This is a genomic window from Streptomyces sp. NPDC059668, from assembly GCF_042734135.1.
Taxonomy (GTDB): domain Bacteria; phylum Actinomycetota; class Actinomycetes; order Streptomycetales; family Streptomycetaceae; genus Streptomyces.
Window position 1 is genome coordinate 46,468 of the sequence record NZ_JBHWEL010000009.1, and the last position, 22,116, is coordinate 68,583.

A 22,116-nucleotide genomic window follows, 5' to 3' on the forward strand; every position below is an offset into this window, starting at 1 on the left:
TCTGCGCTGCGGCGGGGGGGTGGGGCTCGTCCCCCGCGGGGCCCCCCGCCCCCGCGCGCCCCCCCCCCCCCCCCCCCCCGCGCCCCCCCCCCCCTTCGGCGTTTTCGGGGCCCTACGGAGAGGGCGGTTCCTCCGGGCGCGGTTCAGGAGTCGTGCCGACGGCCCATGATCGCGGGGAACGCCGCCGGGTCCGTGTCGTAGCCGTGGATGCCCGGGTGGAAGGTCCACTCCCCGGAGTCGTCGCGGACGAACTCGCCGACCGTCGCGGCCGTCGCGCCGAGGACACCGCCGAAGTTGTCCTCCGCCAGCACGGTGTAGCCCTCGCGCATGCGCAGACCGGGGTTGAGCACGCCGACGAACGCCTTGTGGCCGGAGCGCTGCTGGATCAGCACCCCGGCCACCACCCGCGTGTAGCGGCTGTTGAGGCGGTCCAGCTCCAGCGTCATGACCTCGTCCCAGCCGAAGCCCTTGCCGTCCTTGCTGTCCCGGTTGAGGTAGATCGTGCCGTCCGGGGAGCGGCTGTCGAAGTGCACCACGTAGACGGGAGTTCCGTACGGGTCGTCGGCCCCGTAGGTCGCCGCGATGATGTCGAGGTCGGTCGCCGGCTCGCCGACGGGACTGGGGTCCCATTTCACCGCGAGCTCGACCTTGCGTATCCCCTTGTTGAGACCGTTCATCCGAATCTCCCCCTCCCCGCATTCCGTCCGTTTCCTGCCCCAACTGCTGTGCGACTGGGGTCGGTTGTCCATCGTGCCACGCGCGCGGGAGCGCTCGCGCGGGCGCACTCCGCCGGAGAGTGACCGACGCCACGCTCCGTGGCCTTACGATGGCGCGGTGCTGGTCAAGTGGATTCGCTGCACCGTGGTGGACCGTCGCGGTTTCGAGCGCGGGCAGCGAAAGTGGGCGGGGCTTCTGGGCGAGCCGGGATTCCGGGGACAGGGCGGGGGCTGGAGCCGGGGGCGGCCCGGTGTGGCGCACCTCTTCACCTTCTGGGAGAGCCGTGCCTTCTACGACTCCTTCATGGCCCGCTCGCACGATCGGCTCGCCACCGCTCAGTCCGGGACCTTCAAGGACGCGCAGGTCAAGCTCTTCGATCACCGGTTCGATGTGAAGACCGGCTTCGAGCCGCGCTTCACCGACACCGACGTGCTGCGGGTGGCTCACTGCCGTGTCCACGAGGACCGGGCCGAGCACTTCGCGCTGATGCAGGAGAAGGTCTGGAACCCGGCGATGGCCGGGTCGCCCGGCATGGTGCGGGGCCTGTTCGGCGAGGCACCGGGCCACGAGTTCCTGATCCTGTCCATGTGGCTGTCGGCCGCCGAGCACGGCAAGTACCGCGCCGAGCGTGTCGAGCGGCTCACGCTGCGTGCCCAGACGGACGCCGATGTCGCGGCACTCGCGGGTGACATAGTGGCGCTGGAGCCCACCTGGACGGTCTGACGCGTGGTGACCATGGGTGCCCGATGTGGGGGACGCGTGTGATCTGTGCCGTATGGGGCCCGTACGAGTGCTCGATCGGCCGTCACCCGAATTAGGGTCTTGGCATGGTAAGACCACGGCGCATCGTCCTTGTCCGGCACGGCGAGTCAGCGGGCAACGCGGACGACACCGTGTACGAACGCGAGCCCGACCACGCTCTGGCGCTCACCGAGAAGGGCTGGCAGCAGGCCGAGGAGACCGGAAAACGGTTGCGGGAGGTGCTGGGACGGGAGCGCGTCAGCGTGTACGTGTCCCCGTACCGGCGTACGCACGAGACGCTCCGTGCCTTTCACCTCGACCCGGAGCTCATGCGCGTGCGCGAGGAGCCCCGGCTGCGCGAGCAGGACTGGGGGAACTGGCAGGACCGCGACGACGTACGCCTTCAGAAGTCGTACCGGGACGCGTACGGGCACTTCTTCTACCGCTTCGCCCAGGGTGAGTCCGGTGCCGACGTGTACGACCGGGTCGGCGGCTTCCTGGAGAGCCTCTACCGCAGCTTCGAGGCGCCCGACCACCCGCCGAACGTGCTCCTGGTGACTCATGGTCTGGCCATGCGTCTGTTCTGCATGCGCTGGTTCCACTGGACGGTCGCCGAGTTCGAGGCGCTGTCGAACCCGGGGAACGCGGAGATGCGGATGCTCGTCCTCGGCGACGACGACAAGTACACGCTCGATCGTCCGTTCGAGCGCTGGCGCGATCCGGAGCCGTACGGGGTCAGCGGGATAGAGTGGCAGGGCGATGACCGCTGACACCTCTCCCGACGCACGCGTGGGCCGCGCCCTGGCCAGCCTGCGCGGACTCGCGGTGGGGGACGCGCTGGGCTCGCAGTTCTTCGTGCCCGCGCACTACCCGCTGCTCAAGCGCCGCGACCTTCCGCCCGGCCCCTGGCAGTGGACGGACGACACCGAGATGGCCTCCTCCGTGGTGGCCGTCCTGGCCCGCCACCGCCGCATCGACCAGGACGACCTGGCCCGCTCCTTCGCCGAGCACCACGACTTCGACCGCGGTTACGGCCCCGCGGTCAACCGGCTGCTGCGGCAGGTCCGCGAAGGCGGCGACTGGCGGCAGCTGGCCTCCGCCCTCTTCAAGGGGCAGGGTTCGTGGGGCAACGGCGCGGCCATGCGCATCGCTCCCCTGGGAGCTTGGTACGCGGACGACCCCGAGCAGGCGGTCCACCAGGCGGAGATCTCGGCGTACCCCACCCACCAGCACCGCGAGGCCGTCGTCGGCGCCATGGCCGTCGCCGCGGCCGCCGCCCTGGCGGCCGACCCGGCCGGACCGCCGAGCCCCGCGGAACTGCTCGACGGCGTCATCGCGCTGGTACCGCGCAGCGCCGTGGGCGCGGGGCTGCGCCGGGCCCGGGACATGCTCGACTACGGGGACACCGCGACGGTCGCGGCCGTCCTGGGCTGCGGGCGGCGCACGACGGCGCACGACACGGTGCCGTTCGCGCTCTGGTCGGCGGCGCGGGCCCTCGGGGACTACGAAGCGGCCTTCTGGGCGACGGCCCAGGTGGGCGGCGACATGGACACGACCTGTGCCATCGTCGGCGGCGTGGTCGCCTCGGGGAAGGCGGGGACGCCACCGGGGGAGTGGGTGGCACGGACGGAGAGCCTGCCGGGCTGGATGGCTGCCGCGGTGTAGGTGAGGTGTCGCGCACTGCGGCTGTGGTGCCGTTCCTCGCTGGTGCCGTGTGGTGCGGTGGGCCTTGACTTGACGCGGGGCGCGGGGCCACGGGGCGCGGCGCGTTGCCGTGTGCTCTCGTGTGCCCGCGATGCGCGGCAGGCGTGCGGCGTGCTGCCGTGCGTCCGTGACGCCCGGCAGCGGTGTCGTGTGCTGCGGGAGGCCGGACCGTGGACCGCACCGATCTTCCCTCGGTCCGGGTCCGGCCTCCGCGGTTCTCCTGGGTACTTCTTGTCGGGCTCAGTTCTCCTTGTCGGGTCTCCCTGCGGGGTCTGCCCGTCAGACTCCGGCCGGTCCCGCCGTGCCGGCGAGTGCGTCCAGGTCGCTCTTGCGGACGCGGATCACCACGGAGGCGGTGACGAGGGCCAGTACGGCCATCGCGACGGCCGGGATGAAGGCGGTCGAGATGCCGTGGGCGAGCACCTCATTCCCCCAGGGAGCGGGGAGTTGATGCGTCTTGGCGAACTCCGCCTTCTGCTCCGGCGAGGAGCCGCCCAGGAACTTCGGCACCTGCTTCTTCGCCTCGTCCCGGCTCGCGGAGCCGAAGACCGTGGTCAGGATGGAGAGACCGAGCGAACCTCCCACCTGCTGCGTGACGTTGAGAAGTCCGGACGCCGCGCCCGCCTCGTGCTGGGCGACACCGGAGACCGCGGTGACGGTCAGGGTCACGAAGTTCAGGCCCATACCGAAGGCGAAGAGCAGCATCGGGCCGAGAATCCCGCCGACATAGGTGCTGTCGGGGCTCATGAAGGTCAGCCAGCCGAGCCCGAGCGCGACGAGGGCCGAACCGCCCATCATGAAGGGCTTGGGTCCGAGCACGGGCAGGAACCGCTGCGACAGAGCCGCGCCGATGCCGATCGCCGCCGTCACCGGGAGGAAGGCCAGACCCGCCTGGATCGGGGTGTAACCCAGCACGTTCTGCACGAACAGAACGATGAAGAAGAACATCCCGAACATCGCCGCGGCCAGACTGAGCATGATCACGTACGTGCCCGAGCGGTTGCGGTCGGCGAACATCTTGAGCGGGGTGATCGGCTCCTTCGCCCGGGTCTCGGTGAAGGCGAAGGCCAGCAGCAGGAGGAGCGCCGCGGCGAACGACCCGATGGTGAGACTGTCCCGCCAGCCCTCCGCCGCGGCGCGGATGAAGCCGTACACCAGGGAGGCCATACCGGCCGTCGAGGTCAGCGCGCCGGCGATGTCGAACCGTCCGGGATGCCGCTCGGACTCGTTGATGTACATCGGCGCGAGGACGGCGATCAGCACACCGATGGGCACGTTGACGAAGAGCACCCAGCGCCAGTCGAGCCACTCGGTGAGCATGCCGCCCGCGAGGAGCCCGATCGCGCCGCCGCCCGCGGAGACCCCGGCGAACACGGCGAACGCCCTGTTGCGTTCCGGGCCTTCGGGGAAGGTCGTGGTGATGAGCGCCAGCGCGGTGGGCGACGCGATCGCGCCACCCATGCCCTGGAGGGCCCGCGCGGCCAGCAACTGCCAGGGTTCCTGGGCGAGTCCGCCGAGCAGCGAGGCGAGGGTGAAGAGCAGGATGCCGGTCATGAAGACCCGGCGACGACCGAGGATGTCGCCTGCCCTGCCGCCGAGAAGCAGCAGGCCACCGAAGGTGAGGGTGTACGCGCTGACCACCCAGGTCAGGTCCGTCGTGCTGAACTTGAGCGCGTCTTGAATATGCGGGAGGGCGATGTTCACAATCGTCGCGTCGAGTACCACCATGAGTTGGCAGGCCGCGATGACGGCGAGCGCGAGGCCGGGATGTCCTTCCCGACGAGCCGCTCCTGGCTTCGAATCCTGAATCAGCTGAGAGGTTGTCACTATGGGTCCCCCACAAGTGCGTTAGTGAACGCTCGCGTTCACTGCCGCGTCAACGGTAGTGAGTCCCCGACAGTGAACGCAAGCGTTCACTGAAGTCGCTGCCGCGTGACACCGCGGTGTGACGTCGCGCGGCCGCTCGTACCGGTACCGAACGCACCGAATGCGCCGAACGCACCGACCGCAACACCGACCGCAACGGCCGGTGCCGGCCCTCCCTCGGAGGTCCTCCGGCGCCGCCTCCAGTCCCCTCCCTGACCCCCGTCCCTCCCCGCCCGCCAACCCCTTCCCCGGTCCTCTCCCCGCCTCCCCGCACAACGGAGACACTCAGATGGTTACTTCGCGTTGGACGACCGCCCCCGCTCAGGCGGCCTCTCTGCGCCGACGCGGTGCTGTGCTCGAACGCGCGATCCTCGACGCCGCACTGGAGCAGCTCAGCACGGTCGGCTGGAGCGGTCTCACCATGGAGGGCGTCGCCGCGCGGGCCCAGACCGGGAAGGCGGCGGTCTACCGACGCTGGCCCTCCAAGGAGGATCTCGTCGCGGACGCGCTGAAGGCCGGACTGCCACGACTGACCGAGGCACCCGACCTCGGGAGTGTCCGGGAGGACCTGCTGGAGCTGTGCCGGCTGGTGCGGGAGGCGATGTACTCGCAACCCGGATTCGCACTGCGCGCGGTCCTTCACGAATGCGACGTGGCTCAGGCCGAGCGCTTTCACGGCGTGATCCTCGGCGGGGTCATCGAGCCGACCACACACTTGCTTCAGGACATCGTTCGCCGTGGTATCGAGCGGGGGGAGGTGCGTCCGGACGCCGCGAACCCCTACGTCTTCGATGCCATCCCGGCGATGATGATGTACCGCTCCAAGGTGTGCGCGAGCGAATGGGGTGAGCGGGACCTGGAGGAGATGATCGACCAGCTGATGGTTCCGCTGCTACGGCCCGACGGTGCCTGAACCGGGTCGGCGGAGGGGCCCAGGTCGCGCGGGCAAACCCTGGTGTCGCGAGGGGCTCCGGGCGGCGTAGGCTGAGGGCGCCATGCCGTACGAACCACCCACCCACACTGTCGAGCGCTCCCTCCGCGCCACGACCGGAGCGAAGACCATCGCCGGTGTCGACGAGGTGGGCCGCGGCGCGTGGGCCGGCCCGGTCACCGTCTGTGCCGCGGTCACGGGTCTGCGCCGTCCCCCCGAAGGTCTCACCGACTCCAAGCTCCTCACCGTCAAGCGGCGAACGTCCCTGGCCGTGGAGTTGGAGAAGTGGGTGACGTCGTACGCCCTCGGGCACTCCTCTCCTGAGGAGATCGACGAGCTGGGGATGACGGCCGCCCTGCGCCTCGCGGCGGTACGGGCCCTGGAGGCCTTGCCCGTGCGCCCCGACGCGGTCATCCTCGATGGGAAGCACGACTACCTCGGGTCGCCGTGGCAGGTCCGCACGGTGATCAAGGGTGACCAGTCCTGCGTGGCCGTCGCGGCGGCCTCGGTGATCGCCAAGGTTCAGCGCGACAAAATGATGGCCGAACTGGGTGTCGACCATGCAGACTTCGGTTTTGCGGCCAACGCCGGGTATCCGTCTCCCGTGCACAAGGCCGCACTGGCGGAGCGGGGCCCCACCCCGTACCACCGGCTGACATGGGCGTATCTTGATGCGCTGCCCCAGTGGCGGCATCTCAAGAAGGTCCGCAGCTGGGCGGACGGAAGCGGTCCGGAGATCGAGGGGCAGCTCGGCTTCGATTTCTGACGGTTCCGCTCGCACTCATGTGCCACCCGCCGACGCGAGTCGCACCGGCGTTTGATAAAAATCAGCTCATGCCTCTCATTCCCGAGGAGCCTCAGATTCACGAGAGTGCCCAGGGTCCCCGCGCAACTCCGGCCAGTGGCCGTACCGCGCCGACCCCTCGTCCCGTACCCGGTCCCCGTCCCGTGGCTCCGCCGCGTCCCGGACGTCCGGGACCTGTCCGGCCGATGCCGGCCCAACGCACCCCGCGCGAGCCGGTCGTGGCCGCGCCGGGGTCGTCCGTCCCGGCGGCCGCACCTGCTGCCGCCACCCCGCAGATCCAGCTGCTCCCGGCCTCGGCCGAGGGCGCGCTGGACGCCGCCGAAGAAGCGGTCGATCTGCTGTTGGAGTCGGGCCGTGCCCCCGGTGAGGTGCTGGTGATCACCACCGGCCAACCGCACCCGTGGGCCGCGCACGAGCTCTCCTTCGGCGAGACCGCCTACTGGGCGCAGCACGACGCGGGCGACGACGTGTTCTACGCCGATGCCTCCGTCGTGGGCCGGGCCAAGTCCCGTCCCGTCGTCGTGGTCGCCGTCAACGGCGGTTCCGACGCTGTCGCCACCGCTCTGCCCCTGGCCCTCGGCCGGGCCGGCGCCCTGCTGATCGTCTGCGGCGACCCGCAGCAGATCAACTCGGTCCTGGGCGTCGGAGTCTGAACGAATCCCGGACGCCGTCCGACGTCGTCCGAGGCCGTCCGAGGCCGTCCGGGATTCGCTCGGAGACGCCGTGCCGTGGTGACCTCCGCGAGGTGATCGTTTCGGCGTGCCCGCAGATCACTGCCGGTGAGCCGCCGCTTGCCCCGTGATCGCGATGAGGGGTTCCTCGGACATCCTTCCTCGTGGTTCCCCAGGCCGCTTCCGCATGCTGCCCCAGGGGTGTGTCCTGCCGCGCGACGTTCCTGGTCGGGGTGCCCGGGTCGGGGCTGCCCGGAGACGGGCCCCGGCGCGGGTTCGGTGCGGGCGCCGCGCGTGTGGGTTCTGGTTTCGGGCGTCCGGTTCGGCTGTCGAGCGCGGGCGTCGAGTTCCGGTGCCGAGTACGGATGTCCCGTACGCATGTCCAGTACGGGAGTGCCGTCCGGCGTACGCCGTTGTCGTTGGCTCCGGGAGGCGGCGCGGGTCCGTGGAGCCCGTCGTGGACGGAGCGCCTCGTGTGTCGGCGACCGCCCGTCGGCGGGGGCGGGCAGCGGGTTGCCGTCCTGCCACGCCGTGACCTGCCCTCGGGTGCCGTCCCGCCCTTGGGTGCGGTCCCTCCCTGGTGCTTCCGGTTGGGGGAGTCCGTCCGTCGGGAAACGACTGCGTGCCGGGAGGCCGGTGTGCCGGGTGACCGACAGTGCGCGGGCGCCCGGCGGTGTCCGAGGTGCTCGGAGTCAGCGGGCGGCGGCCCGCCGCAACACCTCCGACGCGACGCCTCCGGTGCGCGGCAGCGGTGGCGGTGCCTCGGCCAAGGCGAAGGGCTCCGGCGGTGAGTCCGCGTTGGGACGACGGCCACCCCGGCCCTCGCCGAGAACCTGCCAGCCGTCGTGCGTCAGCGTGATGTACGCCCCGCAGCGCAGCCCGTGCAGGGTGCACGCGTCACGCAGCCCCCACATCCACGCCCCGTCCTCCTGTGTCCAACGCGCGTCGCCCTCGCGGCAGTAGAGCAGGACCGCCGTCCGCACCGGCGTGCGCCGCCGCAGGTCGTGCGGGATGACCCGGCGCAGCTGCGCGAGGAGGGCGTTGCGGAACATCCAGCCGTCGGCCGGAGTCGGGCGTCGGATGAACGAGGCGCTCGCCCTCAACCGCTCCTCCGCGTCGAGGACGGCCACGACCGCGGTCGCCGGTCTGGGCCGGTGCCGAGCGTGCAGACCACTGACGACCTCACGGGGATTGCGCAGCAGCGGAATGCCCGCGGCTGCCCATTCTGCGGGTTCGAGCATGCGGGCCAGTGGGTTGGCGGAAGCGGCGGACAGATCGGCAGACGTCGACATGGACGCCGCCGAGGACGGAGCGAATCCGAAGGTCACGGTCCTCCCTTCGGCTACGCGCCCATACTTCGGGCGGGGTCGGACTTGGGGGAGCGCACGTCACGGCAGAGCCCTACCGGACCACGGGCGAGCCGTGCGGGGGAGCGGACTCAATTCTTCCTGTCGAACTTGGTTGCGGCAACGAGCAATTGGGGCCACCGGCCGAATTCTTGCTATACGCCGCTTATATCCTTGCCCTCTGTTCTTGATGACGACACATGGTTCACGCCTGTACGGCCAGGACCAGCGGCAACACTCCCTGCGCCCCGGACCGGCGGAGCAGTCGCGCGGCGACCGCGAGCGTCCATCCGGTCTCCGTCGCGTCGTCCACGAGCAGCACCGGGCCGCCCGCCGCTCTGAGCGCTTCGGCCAGCGGGGGAGGCACGGTCAGCGACCCGTCGAGAGCCTTGAGACGCTGTGCGCTGTTGCTCCGCGAGAGCGGTGAGGCCTCGCCGACGTACTCCACGGACCCCAGCAGCGGCAGCCGGCCGATCTCCGCGATCCGTGCGCCCAGCGACTGGATCAGTTGCGGACGCGTGCGCGAGGCCATGGTGACGACGCCCACGGGTCGAGGCCCCGCGTCGGGCCGCCCCGATGCCCAGCCGCCGGGCCCCTTCGCCCAGTCGGCCAGGACACCGACCACGGCCTTCGCCACATCGTCCGGCACGGGTCCGTCGGAGGCCTGGCGGGCGAGCAGGGGACGCAGCCGGTTGCCCCAGCCGATGTCCGAGAGCCGGCCCAGGGCGCGCCCCGGTGCGGCCAGTTCGCCCGCCGGGATACGGCCCTTCAGGTCGACACCCACCGCCGGCAGGCCCGTCGGCCACATCTTGCGGGGCTCCACGTCGACGCCCGCGCGGCTCAGCTCGCCGTTGGCGGCGTCGAGTGCCGACGCGGACACGGCAGCCTCGAACCGGGCTCCCGCACAGGTGTCGCAGCGCCCGCACGGTGCGGCTCGCTCGTCGTCCAGCTGTCGCCGCAGGAACTCCATCCGGCAGCCCGTCGTCGACACGTAGTCCCGCATCGCCTGCTGCTCGGCGGCCCGCTGCTTGGCCACCCATGCGTAGCGCTCGCTGTCGTACGTCCAGGGAACCCCGGTGGAGATCCAGCCGCCCTGGACACGTCGTACCGCTCCGTCCACGTCGAGCACCTTGAGCATCGTCTCCAGACGGGACCGGCGCAGCTCCACCAGGGGTTCGAGGGCGGGCAGCGAGAGCGGCCTCTCGGCGCGGGCCAGGACGTCCAGGGTGCGGCGCACCTGCTCCTCGGGAGGGAAGGCGATCGACGCGAAGTACTGCCAGATCGCCTGGTCCTCCTTGCCGGGGAGCAGGAGCACTTCGGCGTGCTTCACACCGCGGCCCGCACGTCCCACCTGCTGGTAGTACGCGATCGGGGACGAGGGGGAGCCCAGGTGTACCACGAACCCGAGGTCGGGCTTGTCGAAACCCATGCCCAGCGCCGACGTGGCGACCAGGGCCTTGACCCGGTTGGCGAGCAGATCCTCCTCGGCCTGCTGGCGGTCCGCGTTCTCCGTCTTCCCGGTGTACGACGCCACCGTGTGCCCGGCCTGGCGGAGGAAGGCGGTGACCTCCTCCGCCGCGGCCACGGTGAGGGTGTAGATGATGCCGGAACCCGGCAGGTCGTCCAGACGCTCGGCGAGCCAGGCCATCCGGTGGGCCGCGTCCGGCAACTGCAGCACGCCGAGGCTCAGGCTCTCCCGGTCCAGCGGCCCGCGCAGGACGAGCGCGTCCGTGCTCGCCCCGGTGCCCAGCTGCTCGGCCACATCCGCGGTCACGCGCGCGTTGGCCGTCGCCGTGGTGGCCAGGACCGGAACGCCGGGCGGGAGGTCGGCGAGCATCGTGCGCAGTCTGCGGTAGTCCGGCCGGAAGTCGTGTCCCCAGTCGGAGATGCAGTGGGCCTCGTCGACCACGAGCAGGCCGGTCGCCGCCGCCAGCTTGGGCAGCACCTGATCGCGGAAGTCCGGATTGTTGAGCCGCTCGGGGCTCACCAGGAGCACGTCGACCTCGCTCGCGGCCACCTCGGCCTGAATGGTCTCCCACTCCTCCGTGTTGGACGAGTTGATGCTGCGGGCGTGAATGCCGGCGCGGGCCGCCGCCTCCACCTGGTTGCGCATCAGGGCGAGGAGCGGGGAGACGATGACGGTCGGCCCGGCACCCCGTTCGCGCAGCAGCGCGGTCGCGACGAAGTACACCGCGGACTTGCCCCAGCCGGTGCGCTGCACGACCAGCGCCCTGCGCTTGTCGGCCACCAGGGCCTCGATGGCGCGCCACTGGTCCTCGCGCAACCGGGCCTCGCCCGCCGGTGCGCCGACGAGGCGGGCGAGTACGGCATCGGCCGCGATGCGCAGGTCTTCGCCGGACGTGGGTCGCGGGTCTTCGTTGGTCATGGCCCCATGCAACCCGATGGGTCGGACATCGCGCGAATGAGGCCGCCACGTTGTGGACAACTTCTGTCGTGGCCATGGCCATGGTTATCCACAGGTCGCAGCGGGATTTCGTGATCCGCGGGATGGTCACGGCATGACGAATCACGACGAAGCGGCCGGTGCGTCCGGCGACAGCGACATCAGCGGTGTGCACGGGGGAGACGGACCGCACGGCGGAGACGGGCGGCACGGCGGACGCGATGACGGCGGTGCGCACCCCGGCCGTGACGAGTACGGGGCCCGGGACACGCGCGGCGGACGGTGGAGGAAGCGGTCCGGGCACGACGGACGCGATCTGCCCGGCGGGCACCAGATCACCCTGCGGACACCGGCCGAGCTGGCGGACGCCCTGCCGTACCTGCTCGGCTACCGGCCGCAGGACAGCATCGTGCTCGCCGCCCTGCACGACGGGGAGAGGCGGGGCCGCTTCGGCGGGCGGGCGCGACTCGGCGTCCCGCCGCAGGCGGACGACTGGCCGTCCGTGGCCGAGCAGCTGGCGCACGGGCTGGTGAGGGGGAGCGAGCGCAGAGGCGCCCGGCCGGAGAGCATGGTCGTGTACCTCTGCCAGGAGCCCGGGAGCGGCGAGTCGGGCCGGGACGTCATGGAGCGGCTGCGCCCGCTCGCCCAGTTGCTGCGGACGGCCTGCGGCCGCCTCGACGTCCCCGTGATCGAGGCCCTCTGCATCTCCGACGGCCGCTTCTGGTCGTACTGCTGCCCCGGTCAGGGATGCTGCTCGCCCGAGGGGGAGACGATGGGGCTGCCCGGCACCTCCGTCCTCGCCGCCGCGGCGACCTACGCGGGCCTTCAGGTGCGCGGAACGCTCCGGGAGCTCACGGCGCGCCTCATCCCCTGGGAGCGCGGGGCCGCCGTGGACCAGGAGGTGGCGCTCGACGCGGCGAACAGGGCCTTGATCCCCAGGATCCTGGACGACGAGAGCCGCGCGACCGTGTCCGAGGAGACCCTCGAACAGGCGCGACGGCTCCTGAAGCGGTTCGCGGACGCCTCGCCCGTCTCCGGCGTCCGCCCGGCCGACCTCCGCGACGACGGACTCCTGGAAGCGGAGGAGGCCGCCACCCTGATCCTCGGCCTGCAGGACCGTACGACCCGCGACCGCGCCGCCGAGTGGATGGAGGGCGACGAGGCGGGCCCCGCCCTGCGCCTGTGGCGCGCGCTGGCCCGCCGCTGCGTCGGCTCCTACGGCGAGCACGCCGCGGCCCCACTGACCCTCGCCGGATGGGTCGCCTGGTCGAGCGGTGACGAACTGGAGGCCCGGGAGGCCCTGGCCATGGCACTGGGCGCTGATCCCGACTATCTCTTCGCGCGCCTTCTGCATCAGGCCTGCAACGAGGGACTGGACCCCGAGTCGATCCGCCGCTGCCTGCGCGCGGAGCGCACCGGAAGGCCGGGGCCGGACGCCGGACGGACCTCGGGAGGCGTCCACACGGCACCGTTCGAGGCCACGGAACCGTCACCGGGCCCAGGAGCACCGGATCCCGCCCGGACGCCCGGCGTCACGCCGCGGCCCTCCGGGACGGCTGTCCGCCGTCGGCGCAAGGCGCGACCGGCGGGGAACGGGGAAACGCGTTCGGGCCGCCACTCCCTCGGGACGCGCGGTCTCCCCGCCCTCCGGCCCGCCGATGACGCCTCGCCCGCAGGCGACGGACCGGGGCGGGCGTTCAGGCGGACGAACGACCGGGCGCGGGCTCGCCGTGACGGGGGTCGTCAGGGTGCGGGGGAGGAGACATGAGCAGTCACTCCCTTCGGTGTCCCGGAGACAAGCCGCGCGCTCCCGTGTCCGCCCGGCGCGTCCGTGCCGTGTTCCGCCCACACGCCGGAGGCACCGTCCCGGACGGCCTCCCGCCCCACCGCCATTCGGTCGGCTTCCGGCACCGAGGGCGTGACCCGGAGCAGGGCCGTTCCGTTCACCTGTGTGGCGGTACCCGCGGCCGGGCCGCGCCGCCGAACGCCCCCGACCCTCCGGAGTCCCCGACCCGGCGCCGAGCGCGCCCGCAGCGCACCGAGCGCGGAGGTAGCCGCATGCCCCTGCCCAACCCACCCGCCGAACCGGGCGGCGAGCTCCCGCCGCCGCGCGGCCCCGCGCGGCACCTCCACCGCCGAGGCGGTTCGACGCCCCCGTTCGCGGGCGCCGAGACCGCGTTGAGCCCGTTCGCGACGGCGGCGGGCGCGGCCCGCCCGGCACCGGTTCCCGTCCCGCGCCGGTCCACGGACCTGCCCCCCGTGCACACCACGCTCATCTGCGTCGCCCTGCCGGGACTGGCGATCTCCACGGAGCAGGGACAGCTGACCGGCCGCGGACTTGACGGGTTCTACCGCGCGGGCCGGCGGATGCTGTCCCGCTGCCAGGTCAAGGTGGCAGGCCGCGAACCGCTCCCCGTACAGGCCCGGATGCTCGGCGCCGACCGGGCCCGCTTCGTGGGGACGGTGCGCGCGTCCGCCGACTCGGGTCCCGACCCGGACGTGATCGTGGAACGGACGAGAGGCGCGGACGGCACCGAGCGGATCGTCCTGCACAGCGCCGCCTCCCGCGCGCTGCGCCTCTCGCTCGAGGTCGCCCTCGGCACGGACCTCGCGGAACTCGGTTCGGTCGCCTCGGGCCGAGCCGGGCCCGAACTGCCCGCCACCGTCAGCGACTCGGGCCTCCGCTGGACCTGCCCCGCGGGGAACTCGGCCGTCACCGCCGACCCGCCACCCGCCGACGCCCTGGCCTCCGCGGGACTGCTCCGCTGGCAGCTGGAGCTGCCGCCCGGTGGCACGCGAACCGTGGAGCTGCGGGTACGGCCCGACGGCTCGGGTCCCCACAGAGCCGTGGGGCGAGGCGCCACGAGCCCGCTGGCCCAGGCGCGGGCAGTGGGCGACGACCCCAGGATCCAGGCGCTCCTGCACACCAGCGTGGAGGATCTCCGGGCCCTGCTGCTGCGCGACCCCGCGCACCCGTCGGACCCGTACCTCGCCGCGGGCGTGCCGTGGCGCTGCGGCCTGGCGCCGGCCGACGCACTCGCCGCCGCCCGGATGACGCTGCCGCTCGGCACCCGTCTCGCCGCGGGCACCCTGCGCACTCTCGCCCGTACCCAGATCGCGGGCCAGGAGGCGCGATCCGGCCTGATCCCCGGGCCCCACCGGGACGCGGGTCCGTACCTGCCGCCGGGATGCACGGCGACCGAAGCGACCCTGCTGTTCCCCGTGCTCCTCGCGGAGGCCCGGCGCTGGGGGCTGGCTGAGCAGGTGACGGAGGAACTGCTGCCCGCCGCCGAGCGGTGCCTCGCCTGGCTGCGGACCACCGTGGGCGACGGCACCTACCTGCCCGACCCACAACCGGGCGGACCGTTCCGCTGCGAGACGCAGGCCCACGCCCATCGGGCGGCCGTGCTGGGCGCCGACCTGCTCGACGACACCGGCCGGCCAGGCGGCGCGGGCCTGCGGGAGTGGGCGCGGGAACTGCGCGCGGCGTTCCACGAGGAGTTCTGGATCGAGGACCGAAGCGGCGGAAGACCCGCGGCCGCCCGCGCCCCGGACGGACGCCTGGTGCCGCAGCTCGGCGCGGGCACCGTCCATCTCCTCGACACGGGACTCCTGGGTTCCGGAGCCCTCGCCCCCGGCCTGCTGGACAAGACACGGACCGAGCAGCTCGCCCGGTCGCTCGGAGGCCCCGCCATGGACTCCGGCTGGGGGCTGCGCAGCCTCGGCGCCAAGGAGGCGGCGTACAACCCCTTCGGCCACCGCAGCGGTGCCGTGCGCGTCCACGAGACCGCCGTCGCCGTCGCGGGGTTGATGGCCGCCGGCTACGAGAAGGAGGCGAGCGCGCTGCTGCGCGGGCTCCTGGCCGCCGCCGAGACCTTCGGACACCGGCTGCCAGAGATGTACGCGGGCGAGCAGCGCACCCAGGACGGCGCCCCGGTACCGCACCCCGCGGCCTGCCGGCCCGCCGCCACGGCGGCCGCGGCCGTGGTGCTGCTCGTCACCGCCCTCGCGGGCATCCGCCCCGACGCTCCGGCGGGGACGGTGACGCTGCGCCCGGTCGGCAGCGCACCGCTCGGCGAGATCGGGCTGACGGGACTGCGGATCGCGGGCGGACCCTTCTCCGTACGCATCAGCAGGCTCGGCCTCGCCATGGTCGAGGAGGCCGCCGACGGACTGCAGTTGGGAATGTGACCCCGCCGCGGGCGCCGTCCGGTCGTGATCGGACGGCGGCCCCCGGACCTGTCGCGAACGGAAGTGGATCACGGTCGGACGTGGTCGGCGAAGGGCGTGTTTATCGTCAAGGAGACGACTATGATCGCGGCATGCCCTACGACCCGTCAGCCTTTCCGCCCTTCGCCGTGACCGTGGACCTGGTCGTGCTGACCGTGCGTCGCCACGCCCTGTGCGCACTGGCGGTACGCAGGGGCGAGCAGCCCTTCCAGGGCCGATGGGCGCTGCCGGGCGGGTTCGTACGGGCCGACGAGAATCTGGCCCAGGCGGCGGCGCGCGAGCTCACCGAGGAGACCGGTCTGCGCGCCCACGACCCGTCCGTGCCGGCCCAGGACAACGGCGCGCACCTCGAACAGCTCGCGACGTACGGCGACCCCGAACGCGACCCGCGCATGAGGGTCGTCAGCGTGGCCCATCTCGCGCTCGCCCCCGACCTGCCCGCGCCCAGGGCCGGAGGGGACGCCAAGAGCGCGCGCTGGGCGCCGGTGGAGGAGCTGCTCCAGCAAGGCGGTTACGGCCGCGACGGAGAGCAGGCGGCGCCACTCGCCTTCGACCACGCGACGATCCTCGCGGACGGCGTGGAACGCGCCCGGTCCAAGATCGAGTACTCCTCGTTGGCCACCGCCTTCTGCCCGACCGAATTCACCGTCGGCGAGCTGCGCCGTGTCTACGAGGCGGTGTGGGGCGTCGCGCTCGATCCGCGCAACTTCCACCGCAAGGTGACGGGTACGCCGGGCTTCCTCGTGCCCACCGGAGGCACGACCACGCGCCAGGGTGGCCGCCCCGCCCAGCTGTTCCGCGCGGGTGGTGCCACCCTGCTCAATCCGCCGATGCTGCGCCCCGAGGTCTGACGAACGGCCCGGCTCCCGGGTGGCCCGTCACGCGACAGAGGGAAGGCCCGGCAGAGACCGACCGCCCGGTGCCCGAAAAAACGTAAATGTCGCGCTATCTTGCTGTGAGTGATCCAGGCCATCGGATTGACCAGCAACCCCCGCAGGGAGCTTCCGCCCGCCGTCGACGACGTGTCCTTCGAGGCGCGCGCGGGCCACGTCACAGCCCTCCTCGGAGCTTCCGGTGCGGGCAAGACGACGACGCTCAAGCTCATGCTCGAACTCCGGCAGGGCCGAGGAATCACCTACTTCAGAGGCCGGCCGCTGCACCGGATCGCCCATCCGTCACGCGAGGTCGGTGTACTTCTCGGCGATGTGCCCGGTCATCCGGCGCGCACGGTCCACGGACAGCTCCGCATGCTGTGTGCCGCGGCCGGTGTGCCGGTACGGCGCGTCGACGAGGTCCTCGAACTGGTCGGTCTCGTCAGCCTGTGCGACGAGCGCCTGAGCACCCTCTCGCGCGGCCTGGACCGCCGCCTGGGCCTCGCCTGCGCACTGCTGACCGACCCGCACACCCTCGTCCTCGACGACCCGGCCGCCGGACTCTCCGTCCGCGAAGGCCGCTGGCTGCACGGGATCCTGCGCGCGCACGCGAACCAGGGCGGCACGGTCCTGCTCAGCACGGGCGATCCCAAGGAGGCGGCGAGGGTGGCCGACCGGGTCGTCACGCTGCGGGAGGGCCGTCTCGTCGCCGACCAGGAGGTCGAGGACTTCGCCCGCACCCGGTTGCGCCCCCGGGTGGCCGTCCGCAGCCCGCACGCCGTCCGCCTCGGCGCCCTGCTCGCCAAGGAGGCCCGGACCGACCAGCGCTCCGTCGAGGTCGTACACGAGGAGGGCAACCGGCTCTCGGTGTACGGCAGCACCTGCGCCGACGTCGGCGAGACCGCCTTCCGGCACGGCGTCCTCGTACACCAACTCGCGGACGAGATCGGCGACATGGGAACTTCCCGCGCTCCGTCGGCCGCCGGTGAGGCTGTCGGGAGTGACGATTCTTCCCGGGCGGAGGCCCCGGCCACGCAGGTGCGGCCCGCCTCCGCGCCCGCCATCGCCGTACGCCAGGCACCGAGCCCGCTGCGTCCACTGCGCTACGAACTGCGCCGCGCCGCCGGTGTCGGTACCGGCTACCTCACCTCCGCCGCCGTACTGCTCGTCTCCGCCCTGCTGTCCGTGTTCCTCGCCAGAATCGGTCACACACCCACCCCACGACTGCTGGCCGCCTGGCCGCGCGAAAGCCCCCTGCCGCCCGCGGCGCTGGGCGCCGGACTGCTCGGCGCGATCGCCTTCGGCGAGGAATTCCGCTACCCCGCCCTGGCCGCGGACCGCGGAACCGTCCCGCGCCGGCTGGGACTGCTGGCGGCCAAACTCCTCGTCACCTCGGGCACCGCGCTCATGCTGGCCTTTCTCACCGTGGGCTGCGATCTCGAAATCCTCTATCTCGTCTACGGGCGGGAACTCACCGCAATTCCCGGCGACTGGCTTTCCCTGGGGGCGAGTTGGATCGGCCTCGTGGTGGGCTGCGCCTGGGCCGGGGTGCTGGCGGCGGGTCTCTTCCGGTCCACCACCGCCGGTCTCGCGGCCGTTCTCGCCGTTCCGGTCGTCGTCGTCCCACTCGTACAAAAGGCCTTGTCGGGGCCATCCGTGCGGACGGCGGCCGGGTTCCCGGAGCGGCTGCGCGAGCTCACGCTGGTGCAGTGGCCGTTCGGGGGAGTGCGCTATCTGACGGCCGTGGCGCGGTTGGTGGCCCAACCCGTCGGTGGCGCGCTGACGTTGTCGCTGACCGCACTGCTCTGCGCATATCTGCTCACGACCCTGCGGAGCCGGGTTCGATGACGACCGTCCGAGCCCTTCCGTTTCCGCCCTGCGCACAACTCCTTGGAGAACGCCCATTTCTTTCCGATAAGGCGTCAATTGCGACGGGGTGAGCGATCACCCTTTCGTGTGCTTTTCACCAAAGACCTCAAGGGAGTTGGAGACAACGCCGACAAATGATCCGTGAGTACCCTTGCGCACACCATGATGACCGCCGCCCGTTCGACAGACTCCGGCCTGGCCGGCCCGGGCGAACTCGACCGCTACCCCTATAGCGACTCCCCCGGTACCGAACGCCTCGGGCTCCCCGCGTGGGAGAACACCGACCAGGAGCTCGGCCGCGTGGGCCGGCGCGCCGCGGGCAACCGCGGGCGCGGACTGCACGGCCAGCTCGTTCAGCAGCTGGGTCAGATGATCGTCTCCGGCGACCTCGGCGCGGACCGCCCGCTCGTCCCCGAGGAGATCGGACAGAGGTTCGAAGTCTCGCGCACCGTCGTCCGTGAGTCGCTCCGCGTCCTGGAGGCGAAGGGCCTGGTCAGTGCCCGGCCCAACGTCGGTACGCGGGTACGCCCCGTCAGTGACTGGAACCTTCTCGACCCGGACATCATCGAGTGGCGTGCCTTCGGTCCGCAGCGCGACGACCAGCGGCGCGAGCTGAGCGAACTGCGCTGGACGATCGAACCGCTCGCCGCCCGCCTCGCCGCCGGGCACGGCCGGGAGGAGGTGCAGCAGCGTCTCGGCGACATGGTCGAGATCATGGGCCACGCCTTGGCGCAGGGTGACTCGCTCACCTTCTCGCGGGCCGACGCCGAGTTCCATTCGCTGCTCATCCAGGTCGCGGGCAACCGCATGCTGGAGCACCTTTCCGGGATCGTGTCGGCCGCACTCCAGGTCTCCGGGGGTCCCGTCACCGGCTGTGACCGGCCGACCGAGGCCTCTTTGCTGCACCACGGCCGCATCGTCGACGCGCTGGCCGCGGCCGACGGCACGGCGGCCGAGACCGCCATGCGCCAGTTGCTCACCGTCCACCCCGAGGTGGAGCGCGTGGTGCCCGCGCCGCGCGAGCACTGACCGCGTTCCGTGGGCGGCGCGGACGGGGGCGTGTGTCCTCGCGTGGCATCGCCCGGCCGGTGAACCATCTCTCGCCGGACTCCTTCGGATCCTTCCGGGATCCGGCGGGGTCCGGTGATGTGATGAGGTGATGCACCTGTCGGTTTGAGGTGATGAGTCCATCAGCTGACACTCTTTGACCGTATCTGGCCGCTTTTGGGCTCTTACGGGGTGTGACTCGGGCCACGCAGATTGGGCGTAACGCTCTTCGGAACTGCGCGATGACCTAAGAGGTGACAGCCGAGGAAGGAATACGGACGCCGTTCACGGCGCTGTGAATCTTCCCGGCCCCCGCCCGCGCCGTCGACCCATCCCCAAGTCGGCGGTCGTCGGTCCCAGTCCGTACCGGACGGGGCCGGAAGCCGTTTTCCAACGTTCCGAGAGGTTGTTCGTGTCGGCCAGCACATCCCGTACGCTCCCGCCGGAGATCGCCGAGTCCGTCTCTGTCATGGCGCTCATCGAGCGGGGAAAGGCTGAGGGGCAGATCGCCGGCGATGACGTGCGTCGGGCCTTCGAAGCTGACCAGATTCCGGCCACTCAGTGGAAGAACGTACTGCGCAGCCTCAACCAGATCCTCGAGGAAGAGGGTGTGACGCTGATGGTCAGTGCCGCGGAGCCCAAGCGCACCCGAAAGAGCGTCGCAGCGAAGAGTCCGGCCAAGCGCACCGCCACCAAGACGGTCGCGGCGAAGACGGTGACCACCAAGAAGGCCACCGCCGGCGCAGCCCCGGCCGTACCTGCCACCCACGATCCGGCCGAGGACACGTCCGACGGCCGGGTCGCAGCCAAGAAGACGGTCGCCAAGAAGGCCGTCGCGAAGAAGACGGTCGCCAAGAAGACGGCGGCCAAGAAGACCACCGCCAAGAAGGACGACGCCGAGCTCGTCGACGACGAGGCGGTCGAGGAGACCCCGGGCAAGCCCGGTGCCGAGGAGCCCGCCGAGGACGGCGCCCAGGGCTTCGTACTGTCCGACGAGGACGAGGACGACGCGCCCGCGCAGCAGGTCGCCGCCGCCGGTGCCACCGCGGACCCGGTCAAGGACTACCTGAAGCAGATCGGCAAGGTCCCCCTGCTCAACGCCGAGCAGGAGGTGGAGCTCGCCAAGCGCATCGAGGCGGGCCTCTTCGCCGAGGACAAGCTGGCCAACGCCGACAAGCTCGCGCCGAAGCTCAAGCGCGAGCTGGAGATCATCGCCGAGGACGGCCGTCGGGCGAAGAACCACCTCCTGGAGGCCAACCTCCGTCTGGTGGTCTCCCTGGCCAAGCGTTACACCGGCCGCGGCATGCTCTTCCTGGACCTCATCCAGGAGGGCAACCTCGGTCTGATCCGCGCGGTCGAGAAGTTCGACTACACCAAGGGCTACAAGTTCTCCACGTACGCCACCTGGTGGATCCGTCAGGCGATCACCCGCGCCATGGCCGACCAGGCCCGCACCATCCGTATCCCGGTGCACATGGTCGAGGTCATCAACAAGCTCGCGCGCGTGCAGCGCCAGATGCTCCAGGACCTGGGCCGCGAGCCCACCCCGGAGGAGCTGGCCAAGGAACTCGACATGACCCCGGAGAAGGTCATCGAGGTCCAGAAGTACGGCCGCGAGCCCATCTCGCTGCACACCCCCCTGGGTGAGGACGGCGACAGCGAGTTCGGTGACCTCATCGAGGACTCCGAGGCCGTCGTCCCGGCCGACGCGGTCAGCTTCACGCTCCTCCAGGAGCAGCTGCACTCCGTTCTCGACACCCTGTCCGAGCGCGAGGCGGGCGTCGTCTCCATGCGCTTCGGTCTCACCGACGGTCAGCCGAAGACCCTCGACGAGATCGGCAAGGTGTACGGCGTCACGCGAGAGCGGATCCGTCAGATCGAGTCCAAGACGATGTCGAAGCTGCGTCACCCGTCGCGCTCGCAGGTGCTGCGCGACTACCTCGACTAGGTCTCGGCCGCACGTCACGAGGGCCCGACTCCCGCTGGGGAGCCGGGCCCTCGGTCTGTGCGCGGAGTGCGCGTCGTCACGCGCTGGATCACTCTGGGTGTTCCAGGACCATCCCAGAGTGAGGAGCGCGCATGCGCCGCCCCCTTGTCGCCGCGCTGGCCCTTGCGGCCGCCGCGGCCGTGATACCGCTGGCGTCCCCCGCCCCGGCCGCGACCGGTGACGTCATCATCGGAGGCCAACCCGTCGACATCGCCCAGAGCCCGTGGACCGTGGCACTGTCCAGCCGTGACCGGTTCGGGGGTACGCGGGCCGGGCAGTTCTGCGGCGGTGCGGTGATCGGTCCGAAGCTCGTACTGACCGCGGCCCACTGCCTGGGACCGCTCGTACTCGGAGGGCCGCCCCAGCGGGTCCGCGACCTGAGGATCATCGCCGGCCGGGGGGATCTGCTCTCCAGCAAGGGTGAGGAGATCCCGGTCAGCAAGACCTGGGTCAATCCGGCCTACGACGCCACCGCGAACGCCGGGGACTTCGCGGTTCTCACGCTCGCCTCCCCACTGCCCCAGAGCTCGGTCATCAAGATGGCGACCACCGGGGACGCCGCCTACGCGCCCGGTACACAGGCAGCGGTCTACGGCTGGGGAGACACGTCGGGCGGGGGTGACTACGCGCTCACCCTGCGCTCCGTGGGCGTGAACGTGCTGTCCGACGCCGTGTGCGAGCGAGCCTATCCGGGAAACGCGGACGGCACCTACCGGGCCGCCTCCATGCTGTGCGCCGGCGAGATCGAGGGCGGGCGGGACGCCTGCCAGGGCGACAGCGGTGGGCCGCTGGTCGCGAGGGGCCGGCTGATCGGCCTCGTGTCGTGGGGCAGCGGCTGCGGGCAGCCGGGAAGCCCCGGGGTCTACACGCGGGTCTCCGAAGTCGCCAGGGTGCTCGGCGCGCGGCGCTGACGGCGCGCGGGTCGG

The 22,116-nt window shown here is 71.8% G+C and carries 17 protein-coding genes; 13 read left to right on the top strand and 4 right to left on the bottom strand.

Translation table 11 applies throughout. The features are described 5' to 3' along the window. Positions 1–143 precede the first annotated feature (143 nt). Positions 144–677, bottom strand: a complete 534-nt coding sequence (locus ACFV2J_RS09760; RefSeq protein WP_385082666.1) for a TerD family protein — start codon at positions 675–677, stop codon at positions 144–146. Between the two features lie 157 nt (positions 678–834). Between ACFV2J_RS09760 and ACFV2J_RS09765 the strand changes: the two genes are divergently transcribed. From ACFV2J_RS09765 to ACFV2J_RS09775, 3 genes are all read left to right on the top strand, one after another. Beyond that, positions 835–1,440: a YdbC family protein gene (locus tag ACFV2J_RS09765; RefSeq protein ID WP_385082664.1), complete on the top strand. Its 606-nt coding sequence runs from the start codon at positions 835–837 to the stop codon at positions 1,438–1,440. Between the two features lie 104 nt (positions 1,441–1,544). Next, the gene (locus ACFV2J_RS09770) at positions 1,545–2,228 is read left to right on the top strand and encodes a histidine phosphatase family protein (protein ID WP_148010839.1); all 684 of its coding nucleotides are present in this window, start codon (positions 1,545–1,547) and stop codon (positions 2,226–2,228) included. Next, positions 2,218–3,123, top strand: coding sequence for an ADP-ribosylglycohydrolase family protein (locus ACFV2J_RS09775; RefSeq protein WP_385082661.1), 906 nt, complete (start codon positions 2,218–2,220; stop codon positions 3,121–3,123). Before ACFV2J_RS09770 ends, ACFV2J_RS09775 begins: the two co-directional genes overlap by 11 nt. 318 nt (positions 3,124–3,441) lie before the next feature. Here ACFV2J_RS09775 and ACFV2J_RS09780 read toward each other — a convergent pair whose 3' ends face one another. After that, on the bottom strand, positions 3,442–4,989 hold the full coding sequence (locus ACFV2J_RS09780) for an MFS transporter (protein WP_385082660.1): 1,548 nt from the start codon (positions 4,987–4,989) through the stop codon (positions 3,442–3,444). A gap of 328 nt (positions 4,990–5,317) precedes the next feature. On the opposite strand from ACFV2J_RS09780, the gene ACFV2J_RS09785 reads away from it, so the two are divergent. The 3 genes from ACFV2J_RS09785 (at position 5,318) to ACFV2J_RS09795 (ending at position 7,417) form a co-directional block, all read left to right on the top strand. Continuing rightward, positions 5,318–5,941, top strand: a complete 624-nt coding sequence (locus ACFV2J_RS09785) for a TetR/AcrR family transcriptional regulator (RefSeq protein WP_385082658.1) — start codon at positions 5,318–5,320, stop codon at positions 5,939–5,941. A gap of 82 nt (positions 5,942–6,023) precedes the next feature. Next, the gene (locus tag ACFV2J_RS09790) at positions 6,024–6,725 is read left to right on the top strand and encodes a ribonuclease HII (RefSeq protein ID WP_385082655.1); all 702 of its coding nucleotides are present in this window, start codon (positions 6,024–6,026) and stop codon (positions 6,723–6,725) included. 68 nt (positions 6,726–6,793) lie between these two features. Then, positions 6,794–7,417 (top strand): hypothetical protein, encoded by a 624-nt coding sequence (locus tag ACFV2J_RS09795; protein ID WP_385438025.1) that lies wholly within the window; start codon positions 6,794–6,796, stop codon positions 7,415–7,417. Positions 7,418–8,127: 710 nt separating this feature from the next. Here the strand turns inward: ACFV2J_RS09795 and ACFV2J_RS09800 are convergent. Together ACFV2J_RS09800 and ACFV2J_RS09805 are read right to left on the bottom strand one after the other, a co-directional pair. Next, the gene (locus ACFV2J_RS09800) at positions 8,128–8,763 is read right to left on the bottom strand and encodes a hypothetical protein (protein ID WP_385082650.1); all 636 of its coding nucleotides are present in this window, start codon (positions 8,761–8,763) and stop codon (positions 8,128–8,130) included. A gap of 223 nt (positions 8,764–8,986) precedes the next feature. Further along, positions 8,987–11,167: a RecQ family ATP-dependent DNA helicase gene (locus tag ACFV2J_RS09805; RefSeq protein WP_385082649.1), complete on the bottom strand. Its 2,181-nt coding sequence runs from the start codon at positions 11,165–11,167 to the stop codon at positions 8,987–8,989. A gap of 133 nt (positions 11,168–11,300) precedes the next feature. Between ACFV2J_RS09805 and ACFV2J_RS09810 the strand changes: the two genes are divergently transcribed. The 7 genes from ACFV2J_RS09810 (at position 11,301) to ACFV2J_RS09840 (ending at position 22,101) form a co-directional block, all read left to right on the top strand. After that, positions 11,301–12,953, top strand: coding sequence for a DUF4192 family protein (locus ACFV2J_RS09810; RefSeq protein ID WP_385438029.1), 1,653 nt, complete (start codon positions 11,301–11,303; stop codon positions 12,951–12,953). Positions 12,954–13,243: 290 nt separating this feature from the next. Then, complete coding sequence (locus ACFV2J_RS09815; RefSeq protein ID WP_385082646.1) at positions 13,244–15,376, top strand: glycogen debranching N-terminal domain-containing protein; 2,133 nt, start codon at positions 13,244–13,246, stop codon at positions 15,374–15,376. Between the two features lie 131 nt (positions 15,377–15,507). Then, entirely contained in the window at positions 15,508–16,266 is a 759-nt protein-coding gene (locus ACFV2J_RS09820) for an NUDIX domain-containing protein (protein ID WP_148010848.1), read from the top strand. 108 nt (positions 16,267–16,374) lie between these two features. Then, positions 16,375–18,135 carry an ATP-binding cassette domain-containing protein gene (locus ACFV2J_RS09825; RefSeq protein ID WP_385082644.1) on the top strand — a complete coding sequence of 587 codons (1,761 nt, stop codon included), beginning with the start codon at positions 16,375–16,377 and terminating at the stop codon, positions 18,133–18,135. Positions 18,136–18,297: 162 nt separating this feature from the next. Next, on the top strand, positions 18,298–19,185 hold the full coding sequence (locus ACFV2J_RS09830) for a FadR/GntR family transcriptional regulator (protein WP_385438035.1): 888 nt from the start codon (positions 18,298–18,300) through the stop codon (positions 19,183–19,185). Positions 19,186–19,615: 430 nt separating this feature from the next. Then, positions 19,616–21,151 carry an RNA polymerase sigma factor gene (locus ACFV2J_RS09835; RefSeq protein WP_385082638.1) on the top strand — a complete coding sequence of 512 codons (1,536 nt, stop codon included), beginning with the start codon at positions 19,616–19,618 and terminating at the stop codon, positions 21,149–21,151. A gap of 131 nt (positions 21,152–21,282) precedes the next feature. After that, entirely contained in the window at positions 21,283–22,101 is an 819-nt protein-coding gene (locus ACFV2J_RS09840; RefSeq protein WP_385082636.1) for a serine protease, read from the top strand. Positions 22,102–22,116: the final 15 nt, after the last annotated feature.